The sequence below is a fragment of the Microbacterium sp. ZKA21 genome (assembly GCF_050434165.1).
Taxonomy (GTDB): domain Bacteria; phylum Actinomycetota; class Actinomycetes; order Actinomycetales; family Microbacteriaceae; genus Microbacterium.
Genome location: NZ_JBNPVV010000002.1, coordinates 66,279 through 89,114 on the forward strand (window position 1 = coordinate 66,279; position 22,836 = coordinate 89,114).

Annotated in this window: 19 protein-coding genes and 1 pseudogene; 10 read left to right on the forward strand and 10 right to left on the reverse strand. The window is 68.6% G+C overall.

The window, feature by feature from the left end; genetic code table 11:
- Positions 1-34: 34 nt before the first annotated feature.
- Entirely contained in the window at positions 35-820 is a 786-nt protein-coding gene (locus M2317_RS04680; RefSeq protein ID WP_429457800.1) for an SDR family NAD(P)-dependent oxidoreductase, read from the reverse strand.
- Positions 817-1,677, reverse strand: coding sequence for a fumarylacetoacetate hydrolase family protein (locus M2317_RS04685; protein WP_429457802.1), 861 nt, complete (start codon positions 1,675-1,677; stop codon positions 817-819). The genes M2317_RS04680 and M2317_RS04685 overlap by 4 nt, the downstream gene beginning before the upstream one ends.
- A gap of 98 nt (positions 1,678-1,775) precedes the next feature.
- Here M2317_RS04685 and M2317_RS04690 point away from each other — a divergent pair, with 98 nt between their 5' ends.
- The 3 genes from M2317_RS04690 to M2317_RS04700 are packed head-to-tail and all read left to right on the forward strand — an operon-like array spanning position 1,776 to position 4,432.
- Positions 1,776-3,065 carry an L-fuconate dehydratase gene (locus tag M2317_RS04690; protein WP_429457803.1) on the forward strand — a complete coding sequence of 430 codons (1,290 nt, stop codon included), beginning with the start codon at positions 1,776-1,778 and terminating at the stop codon, positions 3,063-3,065.
- Positions 3,052-4,020, forward strand: a complete 969-nt coding sequence (locus M2317_RS04695; protein WP_429457804.1) for an aldo/keto reductase — start codon at positions 3,052-3,054, stop codon at positions 4,018-4,020. Before M2317_RS04690 ends, M2317_RS04695 begins: the two co-directional genes overlap by 14 nt.
- Positions 4,013-4,432 carry an RbsD/FucU family protein gene (locus M2317_RS04700; protein WP_429457805.1) on the forward strand — a complete coding sequence of 140 codons (420 nt, stop codon included), beginning with the start codon at positions 4,013-4,015 and terminating at the stop codon, positions 4,430-4,432. The genes M2317_RS04695 and M2317_RS04700 overlap by 8 nt, the downstream gene beginning before the upstream one ends.
- Before the next feature lie 6 nt (positions 4,433-4,438).
- Here M2317_RS04700 and M2317_RS04705 read toward each other — a convergent pair whose 3' ends face one another.
- A complete protein-coding gene (locus M2317_RS04705; protein ID WP_429457806.1) occupies positions 4,439-5,512 on the reverse strand; it encodes an AAA family ATPase in 1,074 nt (357 codons plus the stop codon).
- 121 nt (positions 5,513-5,633) lie between these two features.
- Here M2317_RS04705 and M2317_RS04710 point away from each other — a divergent pair, with 121 nt between their 5' ends.
- On the forward strand, positions 5,634-9,683 hold the full coding sequence (locus tag M2317_RS04710; protein ID WP_429457807.1) for an Ig-like domain-containing protein: 4,050 nt from the start codon (positions 5,634-5,636) through the stop codon (positions 9,681-9,683).
- Positions 9,684-9,766: 83 nt separating this feature from the next.
- Positions 9,767-10,438: a GntR family transcriptional regulator gene (locus M2317_RS04715; protein ID WP_429457808.1), complete on the forward strand. Its 672-nt coding sequence runs from the start codon at positions 9,767-9,769 to the stop codon at positions 10,436-10,438.
- Here M2317_RS04715 and M2317_RS04720 read toward each other — a convergent pair.
- The 7 genes from M2317_RS04720 to M2317_RS04750 all read right to left on the reverse strand — a co-directional run bounded on the left by M2317_RS04720 (position 10,417) and on the right by M2317_RS04750 (position 17,977).
- The gene (locus tag M2317_RS04720; protein WP_429457809.1) at positions 10,417-11,217 is read right to left on the reverse strand and encodes an amidohydrolase family protein; all 801 of its coding nucleotides are present in this window, start codon (positions 11,215-11,217) and stop codon (positions 10,417-10,419) included. The two genes, M2317_RS04715 and M2317_RS04720, sit on opposite strands and share 22 nt — an antisense overlap.
- A 1-nt stretch (position 11,218) precedes the next feature.
- Positions 11,219-12,166 carry an aldo/keto reductase gene (locus M2317_RS04725; protein WP_429457810.1) on the reverse strand — a complete coding sequence of 316 codons (948 nt, stop codon included), beginning with the start codon at positions 12,164-12,166 and terminating at the stop codon, positions 11,219-11,221.
- On the reverse strand, positions 12,136-12,921 hold the full coding sequence (locus tag M2317_RS04730) for a ribonuclease activity regulator RraA (protein WP_429457811.1): 786 nt from the start codon (positions 12,919-12,921) through the stop codon (positions 12,136-12,138). Before M2317_RS04730 ends, M2317_RS04725 begins: the two co-directional genes overlap by 31 nt.
- Complete coding sequence (locus tag M2317_RS04735; protein ID WP_429457812.1) at positions 12,918-14,837, reverse strand: hypothetical protein; 1,920 nt, start codon at positions 14,835-14,837, stop codon at positions 12,918-12,920. Before M2317_RS04735 ends, M2317_RS04730 begins: the two co-directional genes overlap by 4 nt.
- Positions 14,838-14,839: 2 nt before the next feature.
- A complete protein-coding gene (locus tag M2317_RS04740) occupies positions 14,840-15,691 on the reverse strand; it encodes a carbohydrate ABC transporter permease (RefSeq protein ID WP_429457813.1) in 852 nt (283 codons plus the stop codon).
- A complete protein-coding gene (locus M2317_RS04745; RefSeq protein ID WP_429457815.1) occupies positions 15,691-16,656 on the reverse strand; it encodes a carbohydrate ABC transporter permease in 966 nt (321 codons plus the stop codon). Before M2317_RS04745 ends, M2317_RS04740 begins: the two co-directional genes overlap by 1 nt.
- 61 nt (positions 16,657-16,717) lie before the next feature.
- A complete protein-coding gene (locus M2317_RS04750; protein WP_429457817.1) occupies positions 16,718-17,977 on the reverse strand; it encodes an ABC transporter substrate-binding protein in 1,260 nt (419 codons plus the stop codon).
- 208 nt (positions 17,978-18,185) lie between these two features.
- On the opposite strand from M2317_RS04750, the pseudogene M2317_RS04755 reads away from it, so the two are divergent.
- The 5 genes and pseudogenes from M2317_RS04755 to M2317_RS04775 form a co-directional block, all read left to right on the forward strand.
- A pseudogene (locus M2317_RS04755) lies at positions 18,186-18,524 on the forward strand (VOC family protein); the annotation flags it as partial.
- 266 nt (positions 18,525-18,790) lie between these two features.
- Positions 18,791-19,834, forward strand: a complete 1,044-nt coding sequence (locus M2317_RS04760) for an ABC transporter substrate-binding protein (protein WP_429457819.1) — start codon at positions 18,791-18,793, stop codon at positions 19,832-19,834.
- Position 19,835: 1 nt separating this feature from the next.
- Entirely contained in the window at positions 19,836-20,729 is an 894-nt protein-coding gene (locus M2317_RS04765; RefSeq protein ID WP_429457821.1) for an ABC transporter permease, read from the forward strand.
- The gene (locus tag M2317_RS04770; protein ID WP_429457823.1) at positions 20,705-21,481 is read left to right on the forward strand and encodes an ABC transporter ATP-binding protein; all 777 of its coding nucleotides are present in this window, start codon (positions 20,705-20,707) and stop codon (positions 21,479-21,481) included. Before M2317_RS04765 ends, M2317_RS04770 begins: the two co-directional genes overlap by 25 nt.
- Complete coding sequence (locus M2317_RS04775) at positions 21,478-22,809, forward strand: LLM class flavin-dependent oxidoreductase (RefSeq protein WP_429457825.1); 1,332 nt, start codon at positions 21,478-21,480, stop codon at positions 22,807-22,809. Before M2317_RS04770 ends, M2317_RS04775 begins: the two co-directional genes overlap by 4 nt.
- Positions 22,810-22,836: the final 27 nt, after the last annotated feature.

Here is a 22,836-nt window from a genome sequence, read left to right on the forward strand (position 1 = left end):
GGCGAGGCGCGACGATTCGCGACCCCTCGCGCGCCTACTCCGCGCGCAGGCGCAGCTGCGCCATGCCGCCGTCGACCTCGATGAACGTGCCGGTGGTCGACCCGGCATCCGGTCCGACGAGATAGGCGACCGCGGCAGCGACCTCCTGCGGGGACACGAGCCTGCCATGCGGCTGTCGAGCCTCCAGCGCGGCGCGCTCCGCGGCCGGATCGTCAGCCTGGTCCAGCAGACGTCCCACCCACGGGGTGTCGGCGGTTCCCGGATTGACCGCGTTGACGCGGATGCCCTCGCGCAGGTGGTCGGCTGCCATCGCTCGGGTCAGAGCCGATACGGCGCCCTTGGACGCCGTGTACAGCGCACGCTGGGGCAGACCGGTCGTCGAGGCGATGGATGCCGTGTTGCACACCGCAGCCGCCGGTGAACGCCGCAACCAGGGCAGTGCCGCCGAGGTCACGCGCGCGATGCCTGTGACGTTGATCGAGAGCACGCGCGCCCATTCGTCGTCGTCGTTCGCGGCGATGTCGCCGACCGCGCCGATGCCGGCGTTGTTCACGACGATGTCGATGCGCCCGAAGCGTTCGGCGACGGCGGCGACGGCGGCATCCACCGAGGCGCGATCCGAGACGTCGGCGGTGAACGCCGGGAACGCCGTCCCCGACGGATCGCGATCGAGCACGGCGATCTCGGCGCCGTCGGCGTGCAGCCGCTCGGCGATGGCAGCGCCGATGCCGGAGGCCCCGCCGGTGATGATCGCGACGAGGCCGTGCAGCCGGCCGGCTCCGCGCGCTTCGACCGGCTCAGCGAGCTCGGTGCCGGTCATTCCGCCGCCTCCCATGCCACGAACTCCTGGCGTTGATGCCCGAGTCCCTCGATCTCGATCTCGACCACGTCGCCCGCCTTCAGATACGGGAACTTCCCGCCGAAGGCGACGCCCTGCGGTGTCCCCGTGAGGATGAGATCCCCCGGTTCGAGGGTCACGTACTGGGACAGGTGGTGCACGATCGTCCGCACGTCGAAGATCATGTCGTTCGTGTTCGAGTCCTGCCGCGGCTCGCCGTTCACCCAGCTGCGCAGGCGCAGGTCGTCGACGTCGACCTCTTCCGGGGTGACCAGCCAGGGGCCGGTGGGGTTGAACCCGAACGCGATCTTGCCCTTCGACCACTGCCCGCCGGAGACCTCCATCTGGAACGCCCGCTCCGACACGTCGTTCGCGACGACGTAGCCGGCGATGTGCGCAGCCGCCTGATCCGGAGAATCGAGGTACGCGGCGCGCTCGCCGATGACGATGCCGAGTTCGACCTCCCAGTCCGTCTTCTCGCTGCCGCGCGGGATCGTCACGGCGTCGTTCGGGCCGACCACTGTGTTGGGGGTCTTCAGGAACATGATCGGGATCGTGGGCGGCTCCGCCCCGGACTCGCGGGCGTGTGCGGCGTAGTTCTGCCCGATGCAGATCACCGCGCTCGGTCGTGCGATGGGGGCTCCGATGCGCAGGTCGGCTGCTCCGGCGAGATCGGTCAGTTCGCCGGCATCCAGAGCCGAAGCGACCCTGGCGCGGAAGTCGCCGGCCAGGAAGTCGCCGTTCACATCGGATGTCACGGGTCGCAGGTCGAGGTGGCGATCACCGTGCACGAGGACGGGAATCTCGGATCCAGGGGCGCCAAGCCGCGCGAACTTCATGATTCTCCTGCTTCGTCGGGGAGGTGGCCAGTGGCGGCCGCTGTCATTGACAGTATAGACATCGGATGTTTACACTCCAAGAGATCTGAAGGAGAATCGTGAGCCGCATCGTCGCACTCGAGACCACCGACGTCCGCTTCCCGACGTCGCTGAGCCTGGACGGCTCGGACGCCATGAACCCCGACCCCGACTATTCCGCGGCATACGTCGTCATCCGCACGGATGCCGCGGATGCCGGTCATGCCTTCGTCTTCACGATCGGCCGGGGCAACGACGTGCAGGTGGCCGCGATCGACGCGCTCGCCGGCCACCTCGTCGGCCGCGAGCTCGAGCCTCTGCTCGACGACATGGGCGGCACGTTCCGGGAGATCATCGGCGACTCGCAGCTGCGCTGGCTCGGCCCGGAGAAGGGCGTCATGCACATGGCGATCGGGGCCGTGATCAATGCGCTGTGGGACATCAAGGCCAAGCGCGCCGGACTCCCGCTTTGGCAGCTGCTGGCCCGGATGACCCCTGAGGAGATCGTCGATCTGGTCGACTTCCGCTACCTCACGAACGCCCTCACGCGTGAGGACGCGCTCGAGATCCTGCGAGCGGCGGTGCCCGGGCGCGCGGAGCGCGAACAGGAGCTCCTCGCCAGCGGTTACCCCGGGTACACCACCAGCCCCGGCTGGCTCGGATACTCGGACGAGAAGCTCGAGCGCCTCGCCCGTGAGGCGCTCGGCGACGGGTTCACGCAGATCAAGCTGAAGGTCGGTGCCGACCTCGAGGACGACATCCGTCGATTCCGCAAGGCGCGCGAGGTCGTCGGACCGGACTTCCCGATCGCGATCGACGCCAATCAGCGGTGGGAGGTGTCGGAGGCGATCGCCTGGGTGAACGCGCTCGCAGAGTTCCGCCCGGCCTGGGTCGAGGAGCCCACGAGCCCCGATGACGTGCTCGGCCACGCAGAGATCGCGAGAGGCATCGCCCCGATCAGGGTCGCCACCGGCGAGCACGCGCAGAACCGGGTGATCTTCAAGCAGCTTCTGCAGGCGGACGCGATCGGCGTCATGCAGATCGACGCGGTGCGCGTCGCCGGCGTCAACGAGAACATCGCCAACCTGCTGCTGGCCGCGAAGTTCGGCATCCCGGTCTGCCCGCACGCCGGAGGAGTCGGCCTGTGCGAAGCCGTGCAGCACCTGTCGATGTTCGACTTCGTGGCGGTGACCGGCACGCGCGAGGGGCGCCTGATCGAGTTCGTCGATCATCTGCACGAGCACTTCGTCGTGCCGACCGACATCCGGGGCGGCTCGTACATGGCGCCGACGGCGCCCGGAGCCGGCATGGAGATGAAGGCGGAGAGCATCGCGACCTACACCTGGACCGGTGCGCATGTCGTCGCGTGAGCTTCCGGCACTCGGATACGGCGCCGCGAACGTCGGCAATCTCTTCCGCGCGCTCACGGATGACGAGGCCTGGGCGATCCTCGATGCGGCGTGGGAGAGCGGCATCCGCTACTACGACACCGCTCCGCACTACGGACTCGGGCTGTCGGAGCGGCGGCTCGGGGCCTTCCTGCAGACGAAGCCGCGTGACGAATTCGTGCTGTCCACCAAGGTCGGCAGGCTGCTGCGCCCCAACCCCGACCGCACCGGCGGGCTCGATACGGCGAACGACTTCCATGTGCCCGACGATCTGACGAGGGCGTGGGACTTCTCGGATGCCGGGATCCGCGCGAGCCTGGACGAATCACGCCGGCGTCTGGGGATCGATCGCATCGACATCCTGTATCTGCACGACCCGGAGCGGCATGACCTCGACCTCGCGATCGACAGCGCGCTCCCCGCGCTCGAACGTCTGCGCGCCGACCACAAGGTCGACCAGATCGGCGTCGGTTCGATGGTCTCGGAGGCGCTCGCGCGCGCTGTGCGCGAAGCCGATCTCGACACGGTCATGGTCGCCGGCCGCTACACGCTGCTCGAGCAGCCGGCCGCCGCCGATGTGCTTCCCGCCTGCGACGAGACCGGGACGGGGATCGTCGCGGCATCCGTGTTCAATTCCGGCCTGCTCGCTCAGGGCGAGCCGCGTCGCGACGGACGCTACGAGTACGGCGCGCTGCCGGACGAGCTGTGGGACCGCCTCGTGCGGATCGCCGGTATCTGCCGCGCGCACGACGTTCCCCTGCCCGCGGCGGCGATCCAGTTCCCGTTGCAGGCATCGGCCGTGCGCTCGGTCGTCGTCGGCGGCAGCCGACCGGCCCAGTTGCGCCAGAATGCCGAATACGCCGCCCTCGGCATACCGGCCGACCTCTGGGCGGAGCTCGCCGACGAAGGACTCATCCCCGGGGGTCGGGATGCTTGAAGGAATCCATCCGCTCCTCACCGGGGAGCTGCTGCTGCACCTGGACCGGATGGGGCACTCCGATTCGGTCGTGGTCGCCGATGCTCATTTCCCGGCGTGGGCGCTCGGCGCACGCGTGGTCGACCTCCCGGGCACCACGACCCCCGAAGTCGTCTCGGCGATCCGCACGGTGCTGCCTCTGGATGATGCGCCGGGGCTCGACCTCATGGAGTCGGCGGATGCCGTGGTGCTCGACGTCCAGCGCGAACTGATGGCCGCCGCGGGTACGGTCGAGGCGACGACGCGCTTCGTCGAGCGGTTCGCCTACTACGACGTCGCGAAGGACGCGTTCCTCCTGGTCCGCACGGGTGAGATGCGCAAGTACGGCAATGCGCTGCTGCGCAAGGGCGTCGTCGGCCATGCCTCGGACTGAGGGAGGCTATCGAGCAGCGATGATCTGACCGGCGACCTGCTCCGCGGAGCATCCGTCGGTGTCGATGACGACGCTGCCGGCTGGTCGGAAGCCTGGGTCGGCGGCCTCCCGCACGGATTCTGCGATGGATGCCGCGAGCTCGGCTCCGCTCAGCCCGAGTCGACGGTCCCCCGCGAGTGGTGGGCCGCCGCCTGCGGCGCGAGCGCGGATCCGTGCCGCGATGGCGTCGGGCGACGCGTGCAACCACATCGTGCGTGCCCCCGGAAGTGCTCGTGCGAGCCCGTGCGCCGTGGTGGCGTCGCCGGAGACGATGACCTGCGCGATCCCCCGGTCCGCCATGACCCGGACGAGCGCCGCCGTGTTCTCAGCACGCAGCGCCACTGCGGTCGCGGCATGAGGGTCGTCGCCGAAGAAGCCGAGCTGGTGGCTGTCGATGTAGCCTGCGCTCTCGCCGGCCCACGCGCTCTTGAGGAACGCGAGGAAGCCGGTCGTCGAGGCGCCGACCCCGCCGGCGCCGCTCACCAGGGTGACGGTCGCCGCGGCATCCGATTCGGGTACGAGCGGGCGCTGCGCGCCGGGGGAATCGATCAGGTCCTCGGCGAGCCCGACGAGCGCATCGGCGATCCGATGGGCAGGCAGCCGTGTCGTGTCGAGCGAGAGATCGACCCAGCTCGTGTCGAACCCGTGAGCGTAGGCGACCGACTCCGGGGCGAGTTCGACGTTCCATCGCCGCTTCTCGATCCGCTCGATGAGTGTGTCGTCGGCCGCGCCGAGATGGACCACGCGCACGTGCCCGCGAGTGGCACCGGGCAGCAGCCGCGCGAAATGGGCCTCGTCATCCATGATCCCGGCGACGATCAGCAGCCGGGCGCCCGCGGCGCGGAAGCGAGGTTCGAGCGCGAGCAGCCCGTCGGCGATGAAGTCGTCCTCGCCGGCCTCGACTCCGGCGGCGTTGCGGAGCTGATCGGCATCGATGAATGCTGCGGGAGTGCCCGACCGGGTGAGTCGCTGCTGCAGCGTCCAGCCGACGGTGGACTTGCCGACGCCGGAGGGGCCGGTCAGCCAGAGGAGAGGGAGCATCGGTTCAGGGTAGCGACATTCTCCAATCGATACTTGCCAGTCGATTATCGATTACGCTAGCGTGAAGCGCGTCCACCCTGCCGCGCACCGTTGCGCGGCGCCCTTGAGTCTGGAGACCGCGATGAAGCGAGCTGCGACGACATTGATCCTGACCGCCCTGGTGGCGACGGCCCTGCCGACGCTCCACCCCGAACCCGCATCCGCCGTCGATGAGCCGCCGGGGGACGCCATCTACATCGCCACGGACGGCGACGACGAGGCGGGCGGCTCCGTCGATGCGCCGCTGGCCACACTCGAGGCAGCCCGCGACCTCATCCGCGAGCGCAAGCAGGCCGGCACTCTCTCGGCGGACGGCGCCACCGTCTACCTGCGCGAAGGGAGTTACCAGCGCTCCGCCTCCTTCGCGCTCGGCGCCGAGGACTCGGGTACGGCGGACGCCCCCATCGTCTACCGGTCGTACCCCGGCGAGGTCGCGACCCTGACCGGCGGCCAGACGCTCGCGTACGAGGACTTCCGCCTGACCGAGGACCAGACGGTCCTGGACCGTGTGATCGAGGAGTCCGCCAGGGACGACATCCGGGAGATCGATCTGGCTGCGCTCGGCATCGACGACTACGGCCAGCTCAGCCGCCATGGCTACTGGATGGCGAACGACGTCAGCAGCACCCCGCCGATGGAGCTCTACATCGATGGGCAGGGCATGACGCTCGCCCGCTGGCCCAACGCGGGTGCGGCCAAGGAGACGGTGCAGATGGGCGACATCATCGATCCTGGCCCCACGCGCGCGGATGCCGACCTTCAGGAACGCGGCGGCACCTTCGCCTACACGTATGACCGCCCGCAGCACTGGACGCAGGCCGAGGACGTCTGGCTGGACGGCATCTTCGGCTACAGCTGGGAGTGGTCGTACAACAAGATCGAGGCCATCGACACCGAGGCCAAGACCATCACCCTGCGCTATGGCGAGATGTCCGGGATCATGAAGAGCTGGTTCCCCGACTTCCACTTCGCGCAGAACCTTCTCGAAGAGCTCGACGCTCCGGGGGAGTACTACATCGACCGGACCGCGGGGAAGCTGTACCTCGTGCCCAACGCGGCGTTCCTCGCCGGGCGAGGGGCGCCGGTGGTGACGACGCTCGACGAGCCGATGATCCGCGCCGACGGCGCCTCGCACATCACCTTCGACGATCTCGTGCTCGAGTACGGGCGCGCCACGGCCGCCGTCATCCTCGGCGGCTCGAACGTGACGATCCAGCACAGCGACATCCGCAATTTCACCGATGGCGGTGTGCTCATCAACTCGCCGGGGCGGTACACCTACGACGGCATCCCCGTGAACCGCGGCGGCAAGGACCATGCCGTGCTCGCGAGCGAGCTCAGCCACATCGGCGGGGTCGGTGTCGTGCTGCAGGGCGGCGACAAGACGACGCTGACGCCGGGGAACAACAGCGTGCAGAACTCCGAGATCCACGACTTCGCGTACTACCACAAGGCCTACAACCCGGGTGTGATGTTCGACGGGGTCGGCAATGTGGCCCGCGGCAACGAGATCCACGACGCCCCGCACCCCGGCATCATCGTGCACGGCAATGACCATCTGTTCGAGCAGAACGAGGTCTACGACGTCTGCAAGACGTTCCACGATCTCGGGGCGATCTACATGAACTCCGGGATGACGCCCCAGCAGCGCGGGCACGTGTTCCGGCAGAACTACTTCCATGACATCGGAGCAGGGATGGCCGGGGTCGAGGGGATCTACGCCGACAACTTCACATGGGATCTCAGGATCGAGAAGAACATCTTCGTGAACATGGGCAACAGCGCGATCAAGAGCGGTTCGGCCGACTACATCGAGGCGACGAACAACATCTTCGTCGACGCGAACGTGCCGTACGACAACTACGAGCTGTGGATGGGCGATCAGGAGGGCAACGTCGTCGATCGCTCCTACATGCCGGAATGGGAGAAGGTGTTCGCCGATAACAATGATTTCGTCGGCACGCCGTATCTCGAGAAGTACCCCGAGCTGGGCCACTTCTTCGAAGACGACCACTACTTCCCCGACCACAGCACGTTCGCCAGGAACGTCGTGTGGAACCCGACCGTGCCTCGCCAGGCGCAGGTCAACGCACAGGGCGCGAGAGACGTCAAGGAGCTGCTGAACTACGACAGCAACTGGGTGAGCGACGCCGACCCCGGATTCGTCGATGCCGCGAACGGCGACTACCGTCTGGCCGAGGACGCCGCCGTGTTCGCGCAGATCCCCGGATTCGAGGACATCGGCTTCGACGAGATCGGCACCCAGGGGCACATCGGCCAGACGCAGTCGCCCGAGTCGGTGCCGCTTGAGGCGGTCGCGTTCGACGCGGATGCGGTCGCACTCGACGTCGGCAAGGAACTGCTCGTGCGAGCGAAGCCTCTGCCGTGGAACGCGGATGACGCCGGCCTCGTCTACGCATCGGCCGATGAGGCCATCGTGACCGTCGAGGACGGCAAGCTGACCGGCATGGCGCCCGGTTCGACGACCGTGACGGTGAGCGCGACATCCGATGCGGGGATCACGGACACCCTTGAGGTGACCGTCGGCGAGGGTGACGGAGTGCTGCACTTCACGGACTTCGAGGACGGCTCGAACGGCTGGCCGACGGACCCGAATCGCAGCATCGTCACCGCAGACGACGGCGATCACGTCTACCGGATCGTGAACGGCGCGAACTCGCAGCTGCCGCGGGACTTCACGAACTTCGTGCTCGACTTCGACGTCACGACGCCCGAGACGATTCCCGCGAACGCCGTCATGATCGTCTACAACCGCAACAGCGCCGGTGGCGGCTACATCCGGTATCGCAACGCGACGGCCGGTCCGACGTGGACGATCTTCGACAACGCGTGGCAGACGGTCGGCGAGGTCGTCCTCGACCCGGCGAAGGCACTGCCGGCCGCGGCGACCAGCCATGTCCGCATCGCCGTGCAGGACGGTGCGATCCGCATCGTGGTGAACGGGGAGGTCGTGCTCGAGGGTGCGGATCCGGCACCCGGTGCCGCCGGGAAGGTGGGGTTCTACACCGAGGGCTTCTCGCACCTGGACTTCGACGACATCGGCTTCTCGATCTCGGCGGTCCCGGTCGACGGCATCGCGCTCGACGCGGCGGAGCTCGCCCTGCAGACCGGCGAACGCCGACCGGTGATCGCGACGGTGTCGCCGCAGGACGCCAGCGACGTTCGCGTCACATGGTCCAGCAGCGATCCGGCCGTGGCATCGGTCGCGGACGGCACGGTCTCCGCGCTCGCCGCCGGTGAGGCGACGATCACGGCCACGTCGGTCGCCGACCCGTCGATCTCGGCGACGACGGTGGTGACGGTCGCTGATGCCGAGCACCCGACCGTCGCGCTCGGCGATCAGCTCGCCGATGCGGCGAACTGGACCCAGTCGGACAAGCTCGACTTCGATCAGGGGACGATCCGTGTAGGCGCGGAGGGCGTGCACGGCTACGAGGCCGAACGTTTCGGAGACGGACTGCTGGAGTTCGACGCGACCTTCGGCGCATTCGACGGCGGCTGGTACGGCTTCCAGGTCCGGTCCGATCAGACCGGCATCCCCGCCTGGCAGAACTCCAACACCGGGTACCTCGCGGTGATCAAGGAGGACACGATCGAGTTCCAGAGCTGGAGTCCGGGGCAGACGATGCTCGACATCATCCCGAACACGGCGATCGAGCCGGGAAGCACGCATCGCATCGCGTTCGGTGCTGTCGCCGAGGGGACCGGAACCCGCATCGTCCTCCAGGTGGACGGGAAGACCGTGTGGAATCGCCTGGATGCCAGAGAGAACCTGCGCATCGGCGCCGACGGGTTCTTCAACGTCTATCACTACGCCAAGCAGAACAGCCTCACGCTGACGAGGGTCGCGCCGCCGGCAACCGTGACGGGGGTCGCGTGGGCTGCGGATGCCGCTCCGAAGGTGAAGTACCTCATCGGCGATGAGCTGGACGTGACCGGGATGGTCCTGGACGTGGCCTGGAGCGATGGCACGACGACCAGGGTCGACGTGACCCCGGAGATGGTGTCCGGTTTCGACAGCGCGCGGGTGCGCCCGCACCAGAAGCTGACCGTGGAGTACCAGGACGGCACGGTGGAGCTGACGGTGTCCGTCAAGAAGAAGCAGAAGTGAGCCGGTGGCGCGGTCCGCGGGCCCTCCCGGGCCTGCGGACCGCGCCATTAGCGATAGTCGATAATGAACGTAAGATGGTGGGCATGGCAGAAGCACTGGCTCCGCAGGGACTGCAGCGAGGGCTGCTCTCCGACCAGATCTACCTGATGATCAAGGCGATGATCAAGGACTCCAGCCTCGCACCGGGCGAGCAGCTGGTGGAGTCGCAGCTCGCCCGTCAGCTCGAGGTCAGCCAGGCACCCGTGCGCGACGCATTGAAGCGGCTGGCGCACGAAGGGCTCGTGTCGCACATCCGCCACCAGGGCAATTTCGTCGCGACCTACACCGACGACGAGGCCGCTCAGGCCAAGATCGCGCGTGTCGAGCTCGAGGGCCTCGCCGGACGGCTGGCCAGCGGCAATCTGGATGCTGATCGTCGCACCGAGCTGACCACGCTCATCGAGCAGATGCACGCGGCGGCCGATGAATCCGACCTTCCGGCATTCCGAGAACTCGACTTCGTGTTCCACCGCGCCGTGATCGAAGCGAGCGGCAACGTGTACCTCCCCAAGATGTGGGACCTGCTCGAACCCAGCCTGCGCGTCATGCACGTGCTCGGCGACCCGACCTTCACGGGGGACTGGCACGAGGTCGCGGACTGGCACCGTGGGCTGCTGGACGTCCTCGACGCCGGCGATCCGGAAGCGGCTTCCGTCCTGTTCCGCCGTCACGCGGCCGGGACGCTCCTCGAGGATCAGGACGAACCGAGCGCGTAGACCCGATCGGCGGTGCCGTGCCAGACGGCGGCGGCATCATCCGGCCCCAGCCCGGACAGCATCCGCGCGGTCGCGGCGACCGCCTCGGCGTGCGAGAGGTGCCGAGCGGACATCGGCCAGTCGCTGCCGAACATCAGCCGTTCCGGGCCGAAGGCCTCGAGCGCGGCATCCGCGATCACCCGTCGTTCACGATCGGTCCGAGTGCCGACGACGCCGGAGATCTTGGCGTGCACGTTGCCCCGCTGTGCGAGCTCGAGGAGATCGGAGCGCCAGGGGGCGGTCGGGGCGCTGTTGCCGAGTCCTAGATGGCACAGCACGATGCGCAGCTCGGGATGCCGGTCTGCGAACACCGCGACACCGGCGAGCTGCTCCGGGCGGATGAGGAACTCGAGGATGCGGTCGGTGCGGGTGAGGCCGTCGGCCAGGGCGTCCAGCCCTGCGACGTCGGACAGATCGGCGGCGCACTGCGGGATCGCCGCTCGAAGCCCGGCGACCGACGGGCCCAGCGCCGGAGCCGATGCTCCGGCCCACACGCCCTGTGCCGCCGAGTACTGCAGCACGATGCGCGACAGCATCCGACTCCGTGCGGCCTGCGCGGCGAGCCAGGCGGCTTCGTCGAGAGTGTCGGCGGCCTGCACGGCGATCGCGGCATCCACGGCCGCCTCCGCCTCGAAGTCGGCCGCCGTCACCCGCGGCGCGAGCCCCATGTCGTCACGGAACCAGGTCAGCGGATGCCGTGTGCGATCCCAGAGGTGGATGTGGGCGTCGACGATGCGCATGTCAGCCGGCTGCGATCCGGTCGAGTTCGGACCAGAGCGCGTCCGGGATCCGGGCGCTCGCACTCGCGGCGAACGCCTCCACCTCGGACGGAGTCCTGGCGCCGACGATCACCCCCTCGACATCGTGCCGGAAGGGGTACTGGACGGCGGCGTCGGCCAGGCTCGCGCCCGCGCGGAGGCAGGCCTCTTCGAGCCGCAGTGCCGTCGTGACCGTCGCGGGCGGTGCCGGGTGGTAATCGAAATACGCGACGCCGCGCGGGTCGGCGAGGACGCCCGAGTTGTACACGCCCGCGGCGAGGATGCCGACGCCGTGCGCGGCGGCCGCAGGTAGCAGCTCGTCGAGGGCGGTCCTGTCCAGCAGGGTCAGCCGACCGGCTTCCATGATGACGTCGACCGGCGCCTCCGCAGCGAACCGGGTGAGCGGCGCCGTCCGCACCATCCCGACGCCGAGCGCACGGACGACTCCCTGGTCCCGAAGCTCGATCATCGCGCGCATCGCACCGGACAGTGCGGCATCCACGTCCTCGGGGTCGTGCAGGTGCAGCAGGTCGATGCGATCCGTGCGGAGGCGCTTCAGGCTGCCCTCGATGCTGCGCCACACGGCGTCGTAGCCGACGTCGCTGATCAGCCCGGCACCGCTCGCGCCGACGGGCATCTCGGTGCCGTCGGCATCCACGATCATGCGACCGACCTTCGTCGCGAGCGTCACGGTGTCGCGGTCGATGCCCGCGAGCGCCGCGCCGAGCCGGCGCTCGCTCTCCCCCGCCCCGTAGTTGGGGGCGGTGTCGAAGAAGCGGATGCCGTGGTCGAGCGCCGCCTGGATCGTGGCGACGGCGTCACCGTCGCCGACCGCGGTGTAGAGGTTGCCGATCGGCGCGCAGCCCAGCCCGAGATCGTCGCGGAAGTGGTCGGTCTCCGTCAGCGGACGGAGCTCTGCGCGGAACGCCATGCCTCGTACTCCTCGCGGCTGTCCGGGGTCAGGGGGTAGTAGTCGCTCAGGCGCGCGCCCTCATCCAGGCGCTGACGGCTGAAGCCCTCCCATTCCTCATGGTCGCGAGCCGAATCGACCACGCTCGCTGCCATGGCCCGAGGAACGATGACCGGTCCGTCGTCGTCCGCGACCACAAGGTCGCCCGGCATGCACAGCGAGCCGCCGACGGCCACCGGCACGTCGTACCCCCAGGGGGTGAGTTCCGATTGCGAGGCGTAGTGCGGAGTCGTCCCGGTGGACCAGACGGGGATGCCGAGCTCGCGGATCTTGCCCGAATCGCGGATCCGGCCGTCGACGACGATTCCCGCGCCGCCCTTGCGGGCGAAGTAGCGGGCGAGGATGTCGCCGATGCAGCCTGAGAACCTGCTTCCGTACGCCTGGATGACGAGCACGTCTCCCGGCTGCACCGCCTCCAGAACGTGCCACAGCGCGGTGTGCCGTTCGGCGTACTCCTGACCGTGTCCTGAGGCGAGATCCTCGCGCTGCGGCATGAACTGCAGCGTCAGCGCCGAGCCGACGACCCTCTGGCCGGGGGACAGCGGGACGGGGCCGTCCACGTAGCTGTGCCGGATGCCGAGGCCGTGGAGCTTTGCGCACGCGGTGGCGGAGGAGACCTGATCGAACGAGGACATCAGCTCGGCGGACGGCCGCTCGTAGCTCGGCCCGCGGACGGGCAGCGTGAAGTCGGGGCGGATCAGGGGGGTGTCGCTCATGATGTTCCTTCGGTGCGATGGTGCGGTGCGGATGAAGTCCGCGTGAGGGTCAGGGTCAGTTCGGCGGCATGGGCCGGTGCCAGTTCCACGGTCAGCGTGCCGTCCGGGCAGTCGATGGTCCGTGTCGACGGTGTCAGGCGGATGCCGGCATAGGCGCCGCTCGGGCCCGGGTACCCGTCGTCGCCCTCGGCCGTGACCGCAGCGCTCGCGATGCGGGTGCGCGAGAAGCGTCCGGCGAGGATGCGCACCCGGCGGGCGCGGGTCGTCGACGTGTTCACCAGGCGGATGCCGATGGTGTCGGATTCCAGGCGGTCGACGAGCGCGGCGACGTCCTCCGGCAGCCCGGGGCGATCGAGGTCGGCATCGGCGTAGTCGATCGCCGAGAACGGCAGCCCGCCGTTGTAGAGCACCTGCGGGGTGCCGGTGACGAGCTGGGACAGCACCTCGGTGACCACGGGGTTGACCCGCTGCCAGAAATGCAGGTGAGCCCCGTCCGGGTCGTCGCCGTCGGTGCGCATGAGAGCGACTCGACGCGCCACTTGTCCGAGCGCCATGGCGAGCGCTCGCTCCGGATACTCCGGCAGGTCCCCGCTGAGGAACCGGATCCAGCCGGCCTCGTGGCCGGCCTCCTCCTTGTCCCGGAACTCGCCGACGAGGTCGACGGCCTCGGGCATACCGTCGATCGCGCGGTCCAGGCGTGCGCGATCGGCATCCGAACGCGTCCACCACCACAACCAGGTCGGAAGGTCCAGTTGGAGCGGACCGAAGTCGAACCAGCCGTCGACGCCGTGGCGATACGGCACGAGGAGACCTTCGTCCGCGGATGCGTCGCCGAACCGGAACTTCCACTCGCCGCGCAGGCTGTAGTCCGACGCATCCACTCTGCCGCGGACGCCGTGATCGAGGACCGTGTCGAGCATGGTCCGCACCATGTCGAGCGGGCGATCGTCATCGGCGATGAGTGCGGCGTTGAGCCCGCCGATCAGGGCGCTCATGGCGACGGAGTGGAGCCCGTGCGGCCACGCCCATCCGTAATGGCCGCCCCACCAGCGGCCGTCCTGAAGCCCGCCGACCGTTCCATCGGGGGCGACGTTGTCCGGCAGCAGTCCGTCGTTCGCCGCGGCCCGCGCCATCCACCCGTCGACGTAGCGCGTCACCCAGGCCGCCGAGTGCGCATCCCCGTCGTACAGCCAGGCGTTGGCGACGAGCGACGTGGCGGCGAGGTTCACCGCGACATCTCCCGCGGCCCTGCGCTGCATCTCGTCCGCCATGCGGCGCGCGTTCTCCGGATCGGCGAGATCCTCCCACTTCGCGATCCCATCGATGCCCTGCACGGGCAGTCCGTACGGGCGCATCTCAGTCAGCGCGGCGGAGTACGGCCGCGGGGCGCCGTCCTCGAGGCCGCGCCGAGCACCGAGCGCGCCGTTGTGCGGGGCGCGGATGATGTCGTGCTCGGCGTCGAAGTTCCCGTTCCGGGGGTCGGTGTACAGCGCCGCGAACCGACGTGCCCGCTCGGCGAAGCGCTCATCGCCAGGATCGGCGGCGCAGATGCCGAGGAAGAGCAGCGCCGACTCGCCCTGATGGAACCAGTCGTACCCGTTCTCGTACTCGTCGGTCAGCATGCCGGCGGTCGAGAGCTGGGCGGTGACGCCCTCCCAGTGCCGCTTGGCGTCGGCCAGCGCGGCATCCGGCCCGCCCAGCAGATAGAACGCGGGCCAGTTGAAGAACGGTTCGTACAGGTCGTCGACGCCGTCCCGATCGGGGAACGCGGCGATTCCGCGCAGACTCCCGTCCGGGTTCGTGTACCGCTCGACGAAGAGACATCTGGCGTCCTCGATCTCGTCGAACAGTCGGCGCTGCAGGATCGCCCATGCGGGCAGCGATCGCAACGGAGTCGTATGAGAGGTCGTCGACATCGTCAGCCCTTCGTCGCGCCGGTGACGAGGCCGCCGATGATGTGCCGCTGCATGATGATGAAGAACACCATGGCCGGCAGGACGGCCAGCAGCAGCGTCGGGAAGACGACCGTGTAGTCGGTGGCGAACTGCCCGACAGCCGCATAGACGCCCGTGGTGACGGTGTAGATGCCCGAGCTCGGGCCGAGGATGATCTGGGGGCTGACGAAGTCGTTCCACACGCCGATCGAGTTCAGTACGACGACGGTGGCGACGATCGGCCGCATGACGGGGAAGATGCAGGACCAGAAGGCCCGGATGCGTCCTGCTCCGTCGAGGGCAGCCGCCTCATCGATGTCCCGTGGAACGGTGCGCAGGTAGGCCGCGAACAGGAAGATCGTCACGGGCAGGGTCGCGGCGGTCTCGAAGAGGATGAAGCCCGGGATCGTGTTGATGAGTCCGAGCAGACGCAGCACGAAGACGACGGGGATCAGTGTCACCTGCCCCGGGATGAACAGGCCGGAGACGAACAGGAGCAGCAGTCCCATGTGCCACTTCGAGCGGCCGCGGGCGATGACGAACGCCACTGGGGCCGCGAGTGCGATGCAGCAGACGTTGACGAGAGCGACGAACAGGAGCGTCACGCCGTATGCGGCGATGACGTTGAACTTCGAGCTCGTGATCGCAGCCCAGAGATAGTCGAAGGTGAAGGTCGCCGGGTCGAGGCCGAGCGGGTTGGCGATGATCTCCGCCTGCGGCTTGAAGGCGTTGACGACCATCGTGTACAGGGGCACGAGCATGAGCAGCGCGACGACGCCGAGGATGATCCAGCGGATCACGCGGGCGGGGACGGGAGCGGAAGTGCGTGCGCTCATCAGTCGGTGACCTTTCGCTCTGCGCGGCGGCGGATGAGGGTGACGCTCAGCCCCAGCACGGCGGTGACGATGAGCAGAATGACGGACTGCGCAGCGCCGAAGCCGAGGTTCGAGTTCGCGAAGCTGTCCTTGAGGATCTGGTAGACGATGGTCTGCGTCGAGCCGGCCGGTCCACCGTCCGTGAGGGAGAGCACGATGTCGTAGGCCTTGAGGAGCCCGACCAGGGTGAGGACGATGTTGACGGTGAAGACGGGGGCGATGAGCGGCAGCGTGATGTTGCGGAACTGCTGCCAGCGGGTCGCGCCGTCGACCGTCGCCGCCTCGTAGTACTCGATCGGGACGGACTTGATGCCGGCCAGGAACAGGATCATGTTGAACCCGAAGTGCGACCAGACGATGGTGAAGATGACGCAGGCCCTGGCGAAGTCGGGCTCGACGAGGAACGGCATCGCGGGAAGACCGAGCGTCGTCAGCATCCCGTTGACGGCGCCCTCGGGGGCGAGCATGGCCGACCACAGGAAGCCGATGATCAGGGCGCTGATGACGTACGGGTAGAAGAAGATGGTGCGCAGCAGGGTGTTCGAGCGACCGGGTCCCGAGATGAGGGCCGCGATGGCGAGACCCACCACGTTGCACACGACCGTGCCGACGACCGCGATGATCGCGGTGAAGATGGCGGCGTCGACCGAGCGGGGGTTGCGGAACGCCTTCAGGTAGTTGTCCCACTCGACGAACGTGAAGTTCAGGCTGTACCCGTTCCAGTTCGTGAAGCTGAGCACGAACGCGAGGATCATCGGGATCACGAACATGAGCAGGAAGACGACGACAGCGGGCGCCGCCATCAGGAACCCGGGGAAGGCATTCCGGACGCGCGTGGCCGTCGACTTCCCGCGCCGAGGGGGCGGCGGTGCGACAGCGCTGGGCGGCTCGGCGGTGGCCGGTGGGGCGATCATGGTCTGGCTCATCTTCGAGATCCTCTGTCGTGCGGGCTCCGGGTGCGGCGCGAGCCGCACCCGGAGCAGGGCATCAGTTCGCGTTCGCGAGGAACCACGCGTCCATCGCGTCGAGCATCTCCTGCGCGGAGGTGCCGCCGATCAGGGCCTGCGTCTGCGTGTTGAGTTCGTTGGAGTACTCCGACGGCAGCGTGCGCTCGCCGTAGCCGTTGCCGGTCGGCGTGTACGCATCGGCCGGGGTATCGGCGACGATCGCGAGCAGCTCCTCGCCGAGCGGGGTCATCTCGTACTCGTATCCGTCGCGGAAGTTGCCGTCGACGGCGAGCTGGCTGCTGACCGCGTCCTGATCGGTGACGAGGAACTCGATCAGCTCGGCCGCGGCGTCCTGGTGCTCGCTGGACTTCATGATCGAGTACGGGCTGGCGATGTTGGCGCCCATCGACGGCTGCGTGTCGGCGTCGAACGCGGGGGCGCGGAACACGCCGATGTCGGCGGACTCCGCGGCGTTCGCCTGCGTGCCGGCGAACCAGCTGCCCATCGAGTACACGGCGGTCTTGCCGGAGAGGAACGCCTGTTCGGCATCCGGATACTTGATGCCGAGGGCCTCCTTGGGGATGTAGCCCTCGGCCACCCACTCCGCGTAGGTGTCGACCGCCTGCTTGTACGTGTCGCCGAACGTCAGCTCGCCCGCGCTCATCTCCTGGAACCAGTCGGGGTGCTCCGCGATGATCGACGGCAGGCCGAGCGCCTGCAGCGTGTGGCTGGTCATCCAGTCGCCGCCGGTCTGCACGGGCGTCCAGCCGGCCGCCTTCAGCTTGCCGAGCGCCTCGGTGAGCTCGTCCACCGTGGAGGGAGTCTCGGTGATGCCCGCCTCGGTGAAGGCGGTCTTGTTGTAGAAGAACAGGCTCTGCAGTTGCACCCCGATGCCGGCCATGTAGTACTTGCCATCGATCGTGTACTGCTCGGCGAGCGGGCCGGAGGTCGCCCAGTCGTACTCGGACAGGTCCACCAGCTCGGGCGCGATCTCGGTGGTGGGCGCCATGGACTGGACGATGTCCGGAGCGTCGCCCGCTGCGAGCAGCCGGGGGACGGCCGCGTGCACGCCCTCGGCGCCGGGGTTCTGAATGACGACGTCGATGTTGTCGTGCTCCTTCTCGAAGGGAGCGACGAGATCGTTCCAGTACTCTTCGGTGAGGTTCGGTGTGACGTTGACGAGCATGCTGAGTTCGATCTTCTCGTCGCTGTCCGCCGGTGCGGACGTGGCGCAGCCGGCCAGCGCGAGAGAGGCGACCGAGGCGATGCCCAGCGCGGTGAGGTGACGGCCCTTGATCATCGTTGATCCTTTCGTGGTGCACGGGAGGGATGTCCCGAACATACACTAATCGATAATCGTTTGTGAAGTATCGGACGTCTCTTCCGCACGATCACATGATGACAGCGGAAGGCGAGCGGACACCCCTTGTCGATGCCCGAAGGCCGGAGCAGACTGTCCGCGACGGCTCGGCAGGCGGGCCGCGCAGGTCTGACGAGAGGTGGCGGCAATGGCGCACGGAGACATCACCCACATCGACATCCCGGTCGATGACATGGCGAGGGCGACGACGTTCTATTCGGCTCTGTTCGGCTGGCAGATCGCGGAGCTGCCCGGGTTCGAGGGATACCCGATGTGGCAGGCGCCGAACGGGATCTCGGGCGGTGGACTCGCTCCGCGTGACCAAGGCTTCACGCAACCTCGGTCGTACGTCGAGGTCGACTCCATCGATGAGACGATCGCGGCGGCGGTGGCAGCGGGCGGCAGCGTCGCCGCCGAGCGCCAGCCGATCACCGAGACGAGCGCGTGGGCGGTCATCGTGGACCCGGACGGGAACCACATCGGTCTTCGAGGGCGTCCTCGGGGGCTGAGCCGAAGGGAGGCGCATGACCGTCGCGAGGGGCCGATCGCCACGCGCGATCGGCCCCTGAGTCGTTTCCCGGCCGCCGCACGTGGTCGCTGATCGCGCACGGGCAGCGGTAACACGCGGTCACGCGATGACACGTGTGACGCATTGCTGGACGCTCGGAGTGCGCGCGCTGGAGGATTCCTGTCACCGGACTCCAGCGAAAGGATCACACCATGGCCTCCTCCCCCCGAAACCGACGACGATCGATGAGGCGACTGCCCGCGGTCGCCGGCGCGGTCGCCGCCCTGGTGCTGCTGGCCGGTTGCGCGAGTGCCGGTTCTGCCGCGGTCGACCAGTCCTCGGCATCCGAACCCCTGCCGACCGGCGCACCGGACGGCGAGACCGAACTGCGCGTCGCAGGTCGGACGACCCAGTTGCAGCTCGAACTCGCCGGAGATGAGCTGAAGGGTCCGGAGTTCGCCGTCAAGGAATGGGTGAATGCCGCCGCCGGACCGGATGTCATCCAGGCCTTCCGCGCCGGTGCGCTCGACATCGCGAGCAACGCGATCATCCCGCCCATCCAGGCGCACGACATCGGATTCGACGCGACGATCGTGAGCGTGCTCGAGCGTCCGCTGCCGGGCTACGTGTTCGCGAGTGCTCCGGGTGTCGATCTGAGCGACTGGCAGGACCTGCGCGGCAAGAGGATCGCCTTCTCGCAGGGGCAGTCGCAGGGCGACACGGTTCTGCGGACACTGCAGGAGGCCGGCATCGACTACGACGAGGTCGAGTTCGTCGAGCTGCCGAGCACGCAGTTCCTCACGGCGCTGCAGGGCGGCCAGGTCGACATCGCTCCGCTGTCTGAGCCGGCGGTGACGAAGTACATCGACCAGTTCGGAAAGGATGGCGCCGACGCGCTGCTCGCCGAGGTCCCTGACCTGCTGACGATCCTCTGGGTGCCGACGACCGTGCTCGAGGACGAGGAGAACGTGCGCGCGGTGCGCGACTACATCCGGGTGTGGGCGCAGTCCCAGGTCTGGGCGTGGGAGCACCCGGACGAGTGGAAGCAGTTCTACTTCGTCGACACGGAGGGCGTGACGGCCGAGGACGCCGACCGCATCTGGCAGCTGGCCAGCAAGCCCTCCTTCCCGACGGACTGGGACACCGCCGTCGAGTGGGCGCAGTCCTCGGCCGACCTGCTCGCCGACGGCGGGTTCATCGAGGAACTGGATGCCGAGGTGCTGTTCGACCGCCGGTTCGAAGGCGATGCCGCAGCCGCGGTGTCCGACGAGTACGTGACGGAGGAGTGAGATGTCCCTGACCAAGCTGACGACCAGGCCCACGGCCGTGATCCCGGATCCGGAGACGCCGGTCGCGGAGGCTCCGGTCGGGCCGGCCCCGGCATCCGACCTCGTCCTGCAATCGCGACGGCACCGCCTCGGGCGGGGCCGGTCGCTGCCGGGGGCCCGCCTGCTCGGGCCCTTCATAATTGTGGTCCTCTGGTTCGCGGCATCCTCCTTGGGGCTGCTCGACCCGCGCCTGCTCAGCGGGCCAGGCACGGTCGCGGCGACCGCGTGGCGGCTCATCACCGACGGCACGCTCGCCGAGCACGTCGGAGCCTCGCTGTCGCGGGCGCTGCTGGGCCTCGTGATCGGCACCGTGACTGGTGTGGTGCTCGCCGTCATCGCCGGACTCAGCCGGCTCGGCGAAGCGGTTGTCGACGGCACGGTGCAGGTCAAGCGGGCGATCCCGGTGCTCGCCCTGATCCCGCTGCTGATTCTGTGGCTGGGCATCGGCGAGGAGTTCAAGGTGACGATCGTCGCCCTCGGCGTCCTCGTACCGATCTACATCAACACCTACAGCGCGCTGACCGGCATTGACACCAAGCAGATCGAACTCGCCGAATCGCTCGGGCTGACCCGGTGGCAGTACATCCGCTTCGTGCTCGTGCCCGGCTCGCTGCCCGGATTCTTCGTCGGCTTCCGCCTCGCCGTGGTCGGATCCTGGATGGCGCTGATCGTGGTCGAGACCATCAACGCCACCTCCGGGGTCGGCTACATGATGGCCCAGGCCCAGTTGTACGCCCAGTCGGACATTATCCTGGTCGGTCTCGTCGTCTACGGCGTCTTCGGCTTCGTCTCGGACGCGCTCGTCCGACTTCTGGAGAGGCGGGTGCTGTCATGGCGACGCACGCTCGCGAGCTGACCCCCACCGTCGGCACGGCCGTCCGCACCGTCGGGCTGCGCCGATCCTTCGGTGACAGGGACGTCCTGGACGGCATCGACCTGGAGATCGAGCGCGGCGAGTTCGTCGCCCTGATCGGACGCAGCGGATCGGGCAAGAGCACGCTCCTGCGCGCCGTCGCCGGTCTCGACGATTCGGTCTCGGGGGCTGGAGAGGTCTATGTCCCTCGTCGCGTCTCGATGGTCTTCCAGGACTCGCGGCTGCTGCCGTGGCTGCGCGTGCTCGACAACGTCGTGCTCGGACAGTCCGGCTCCATCGCGCGGGGGCGGGGCCGCGAGGTGCTCGCCGAGGTCGGTCTCGCCGGCCGCGAGCGCGCCTGGCCGCACGAGCTGTCCGGCGGTGAGCAGCAGCGCGCGGCGCTGGCGCGATCGCTCGTGAGCGAACCGCAGCTCCTGCTCGCCGACGAGCCGTTCGGTGCCCTCGACGCGCTCACCCGCATCCGGATGCACGGTCTGCTGCGGACGCTGCTGCGCGTGCATCGACCCGCCGTGCTGCTCGTCACGCACGACGTGGACGAGGCGCTGCTGCTCGCCGACCGCGTGCTCGTGATCGACGGCGGGCGGTTCTCGCTCGACCTGCGCATCGAGCTGCCGGAGCAGCGCACACCGGCCGACCCCGACTTCGCCCGCCTGCGCGAACTGCTGCTGGCCTCGCTCGGAGTGCAGAGCGACGCCGCACCCGTCACCACCACGATCACCGAGGAGTCCCGATGACCAGACAGCTGCACTTCAATCTCTTCCTGCACGACACCGGGCATCACGAGGCATCCTGGCGTCTGCCGGAGTCCGACCCGCACGCGCTGCTGGATCTCGCGTATCACCAGCGGCTCGCGAAGATCGCCGAGGATGCGAAGTTCGACTCGTTGTTCCTCGCCGACTCGCCTGCGCTGTTCGGCGAGGTGGGGCGGCGGCCCGTCGGCGGGTTCGAGCCGACGGTCCTGTTGACGGCGCTCGCCGTCACCACCTCGCGGATCGGCCTGATCGCCACGGCCTCCACGTCGTACAACGAGCCGTTCAACCTCGCCAGGCGCCTGTCCTCGGTGGACTGGATCTCGAACGGACGAGCCGGCTGGAACATCGTCACGACGGCGGGGGAGGCCGCGGCCCGCAACTTCGGGCTCGAGGATCAGCCGCTGCATCGTGACCGGTACGCGCGGGCATCCGAGTTCCTCGAGGTCGCGACCAAACTCTGGGATTCCTGGGACGACGACGCGATCATCGCGGACAAGGATGCCGGGGTGCACGCGCGTGCCGACCGGGTGCACGCGATCGGTCATCGCGGCGAGCACTTCCGCGTCGAAGGTCCGCTGAACTCGCCGCGCAGCCCGCAGGGGCATCCGCTGCTCGTGCAGGCGGGGTCGAGCGAGAGCGGCAAAGAGTTCGCCGCACGCTGGGCCGAGGCGATCTTCACCGCGACACCGACCATCGAGGAGGCGCAGGAGTTCTACGCCGACATCAAGCGGCGCGCGGAAGCGAACGGTCGCGACCCGGAGCAGGTCAAGGTGCTCCCGGGGCTCGTGCCGATCATCGCCGACACCGAGTCCGAGGCGCGTGAGCTCGAAGCCGAACTCGACCGGCTCATCGCGCCGGAGTTCGCCAGAGACCAGCTCGAGAAGGTGCTGAAGCTGGCGCCGGGGACGCTCCGGCTCGACGCGCCGCTGCCGGAGGACCTGCCGAGCGAAGACGAGATCGAAGGCGCCAAGAGCCGCTACACGCTGATCGTCGCCCTCGCCCGGCGCGAGAACCTCACCGTCCGCGAACTGATCGGCCGCCTCGGCGGAGGCCGCGGACACCGCACGTTCACGGGAACGCCGGTGCAGGTCGCCGACACGATCCAGCACTGGTTCGAGCACGGCGCGGCGGACGGCTTCAACATCATGCCGGCCGTGCTGCCCTCGGGGCTCGAGGTGTTCGTCGAGCGCGTGGTGCCGATCCTTCAGGAGCGCGGATTGTTCCGCACCGAGTACACCGGGCGGACGCTGCGTGAGCACTACGGACTGCCGCGCCCGGTTGGTCGCCGCGAGCTGGCAGCCGTCGGCTGACGCCCGATGCGGCACCCCGTCGCGGGG

Excerpts from the sequence above, each read along its gene's own strand:
- M2317_RS04750 (WP_429457817.1), bottom strand. The coding sequence starts at position 17,977 with ATGATCAAGGGCCGTCACCTCACCGCGCTGGGCATCGCCTCGGTCGCC.
- M2317_RS04760 (WP_429457819.1), top strand. The coding sequence starts at position 18,791 with ATGAGGCGACTGCCCGCGGTCGCCGGCGCGGTCGCCGCCCTGGTGCTG.
- M2317_RS04695 (WP_429457804.1), top strand. The coding sequence starts at position 3,052 with ATGTCGTCGCGTGAGCTTCCGGCACTCGGATACGGCGCCGCGAACGTC.
- M2317_RS04730 (WP_429457811.1), bottom strand. The coding sequence starts at position 12,921 with ATGAGCGACACCCCCCTGATCCGCCCCGACTTCACGCTGCCCGTCCGC.
- M2317_RS04720 (WP_429457809.1), bottom strand. The coding sequence starts at position 11,217 with ATGCGCATCGTCGACGCCCACATCCACCTCTGGGATCGCACACGGCAT.
- M2317_RS04700 (WP_429457805.1), top strand. The coding sequence starts at position 4,013 with ATGCTTGAAGGAATCCATCCGCTCCTCACCGGGGAGCTGCTGCTGCAC.
- M2317_RS04680 (WP_429457800.1), bottom strand. The coding sequence starts at position 820 with ATGACCGGCACCGAGCTCGCTGAGCCGGTCGAAGCGCGCGGAGCCGGC.
- M2317_RS04735 (WP_429457812.1), bottom strand. The coding sequence starts at position 14,837 with ATGTCGACGACCTCTCATACGACTCCGTTGCGATCGCTGCCCGCATGG.
- M2317_RS04745 (WP_429457815.1), bottom strand. The coding sequence starts at position 16,656 with ATGAGCCAGACCATGATCGCCCCACCGGCCACCGCCGAGCCGCCCAGC.
- M2317_RS04685 (WP_429457802.1), bottom strand. The coding sequence starts at position 1,677 with ATGAAGTTCGCGCGGCTTGGCGCCCCTGGATCCGAGATTCCCGTCCTC.
- M2317_RS04715 (WP_429457808.1), top strand. The coding sequence starts at position 9,767 with ATGGCAGAAGCACTGGCTCCGCAGGGACTGCAGCGAGGGCTGCTCTCC.
- M2317_RS04725 (WP_429457810.1), bottom strand. The coding sequence starts at position 12,166 with ATGGCGTTCCGCGCAGAGCTCCGTCCGCTGACGGAGACCGACCACTTC.
- M2317_RS04775 (WP_429457825.1), top strand. The coding sequence starts at position 21,478 with ATGACCAGACAGCTGCACTTCAATCTCTTCCTGCACGACACCGGGCAT.
- M2317_RS04710 (WP_429457807.1), top strand. The coding sequence starts at position 5,634 with ATGAAGCGAGCTGCGACGACATTGATCCTGACCGCCCTGGTGGCGACG.
- M2317_RS04740 (WP_429457813.1), bottom strand. The coding sequence starts at position 15,691 with ATGAGCGCACGCACTTCCGCTCCCGTCCCCGCCCGCGTGATCCGCTGG.
- M2317_RS04770 (WP_429457823.1), top strand. The coding sequence starts at position 20,705 with ATGGCGACGCACGCTCGCGAGCTGACCCCCACCGTCGGCACGGCCGTC.
- M2317_RS04765 (WP_429457821.1), top strand. The coding sequence starts at position 19,836 with ATGTCCCTGACCAAGCTGACGACCAGGCCCACGGCCGTGATCCCGGAT.
- M2317_RS04705 (WP_429457806.1), bottom strand. The coding sequence starts at position 5,512 with ATGCTCCCTCTCCTCTGGCTGACCGGCCCCTCCGGCGTCGGCAAGTCC.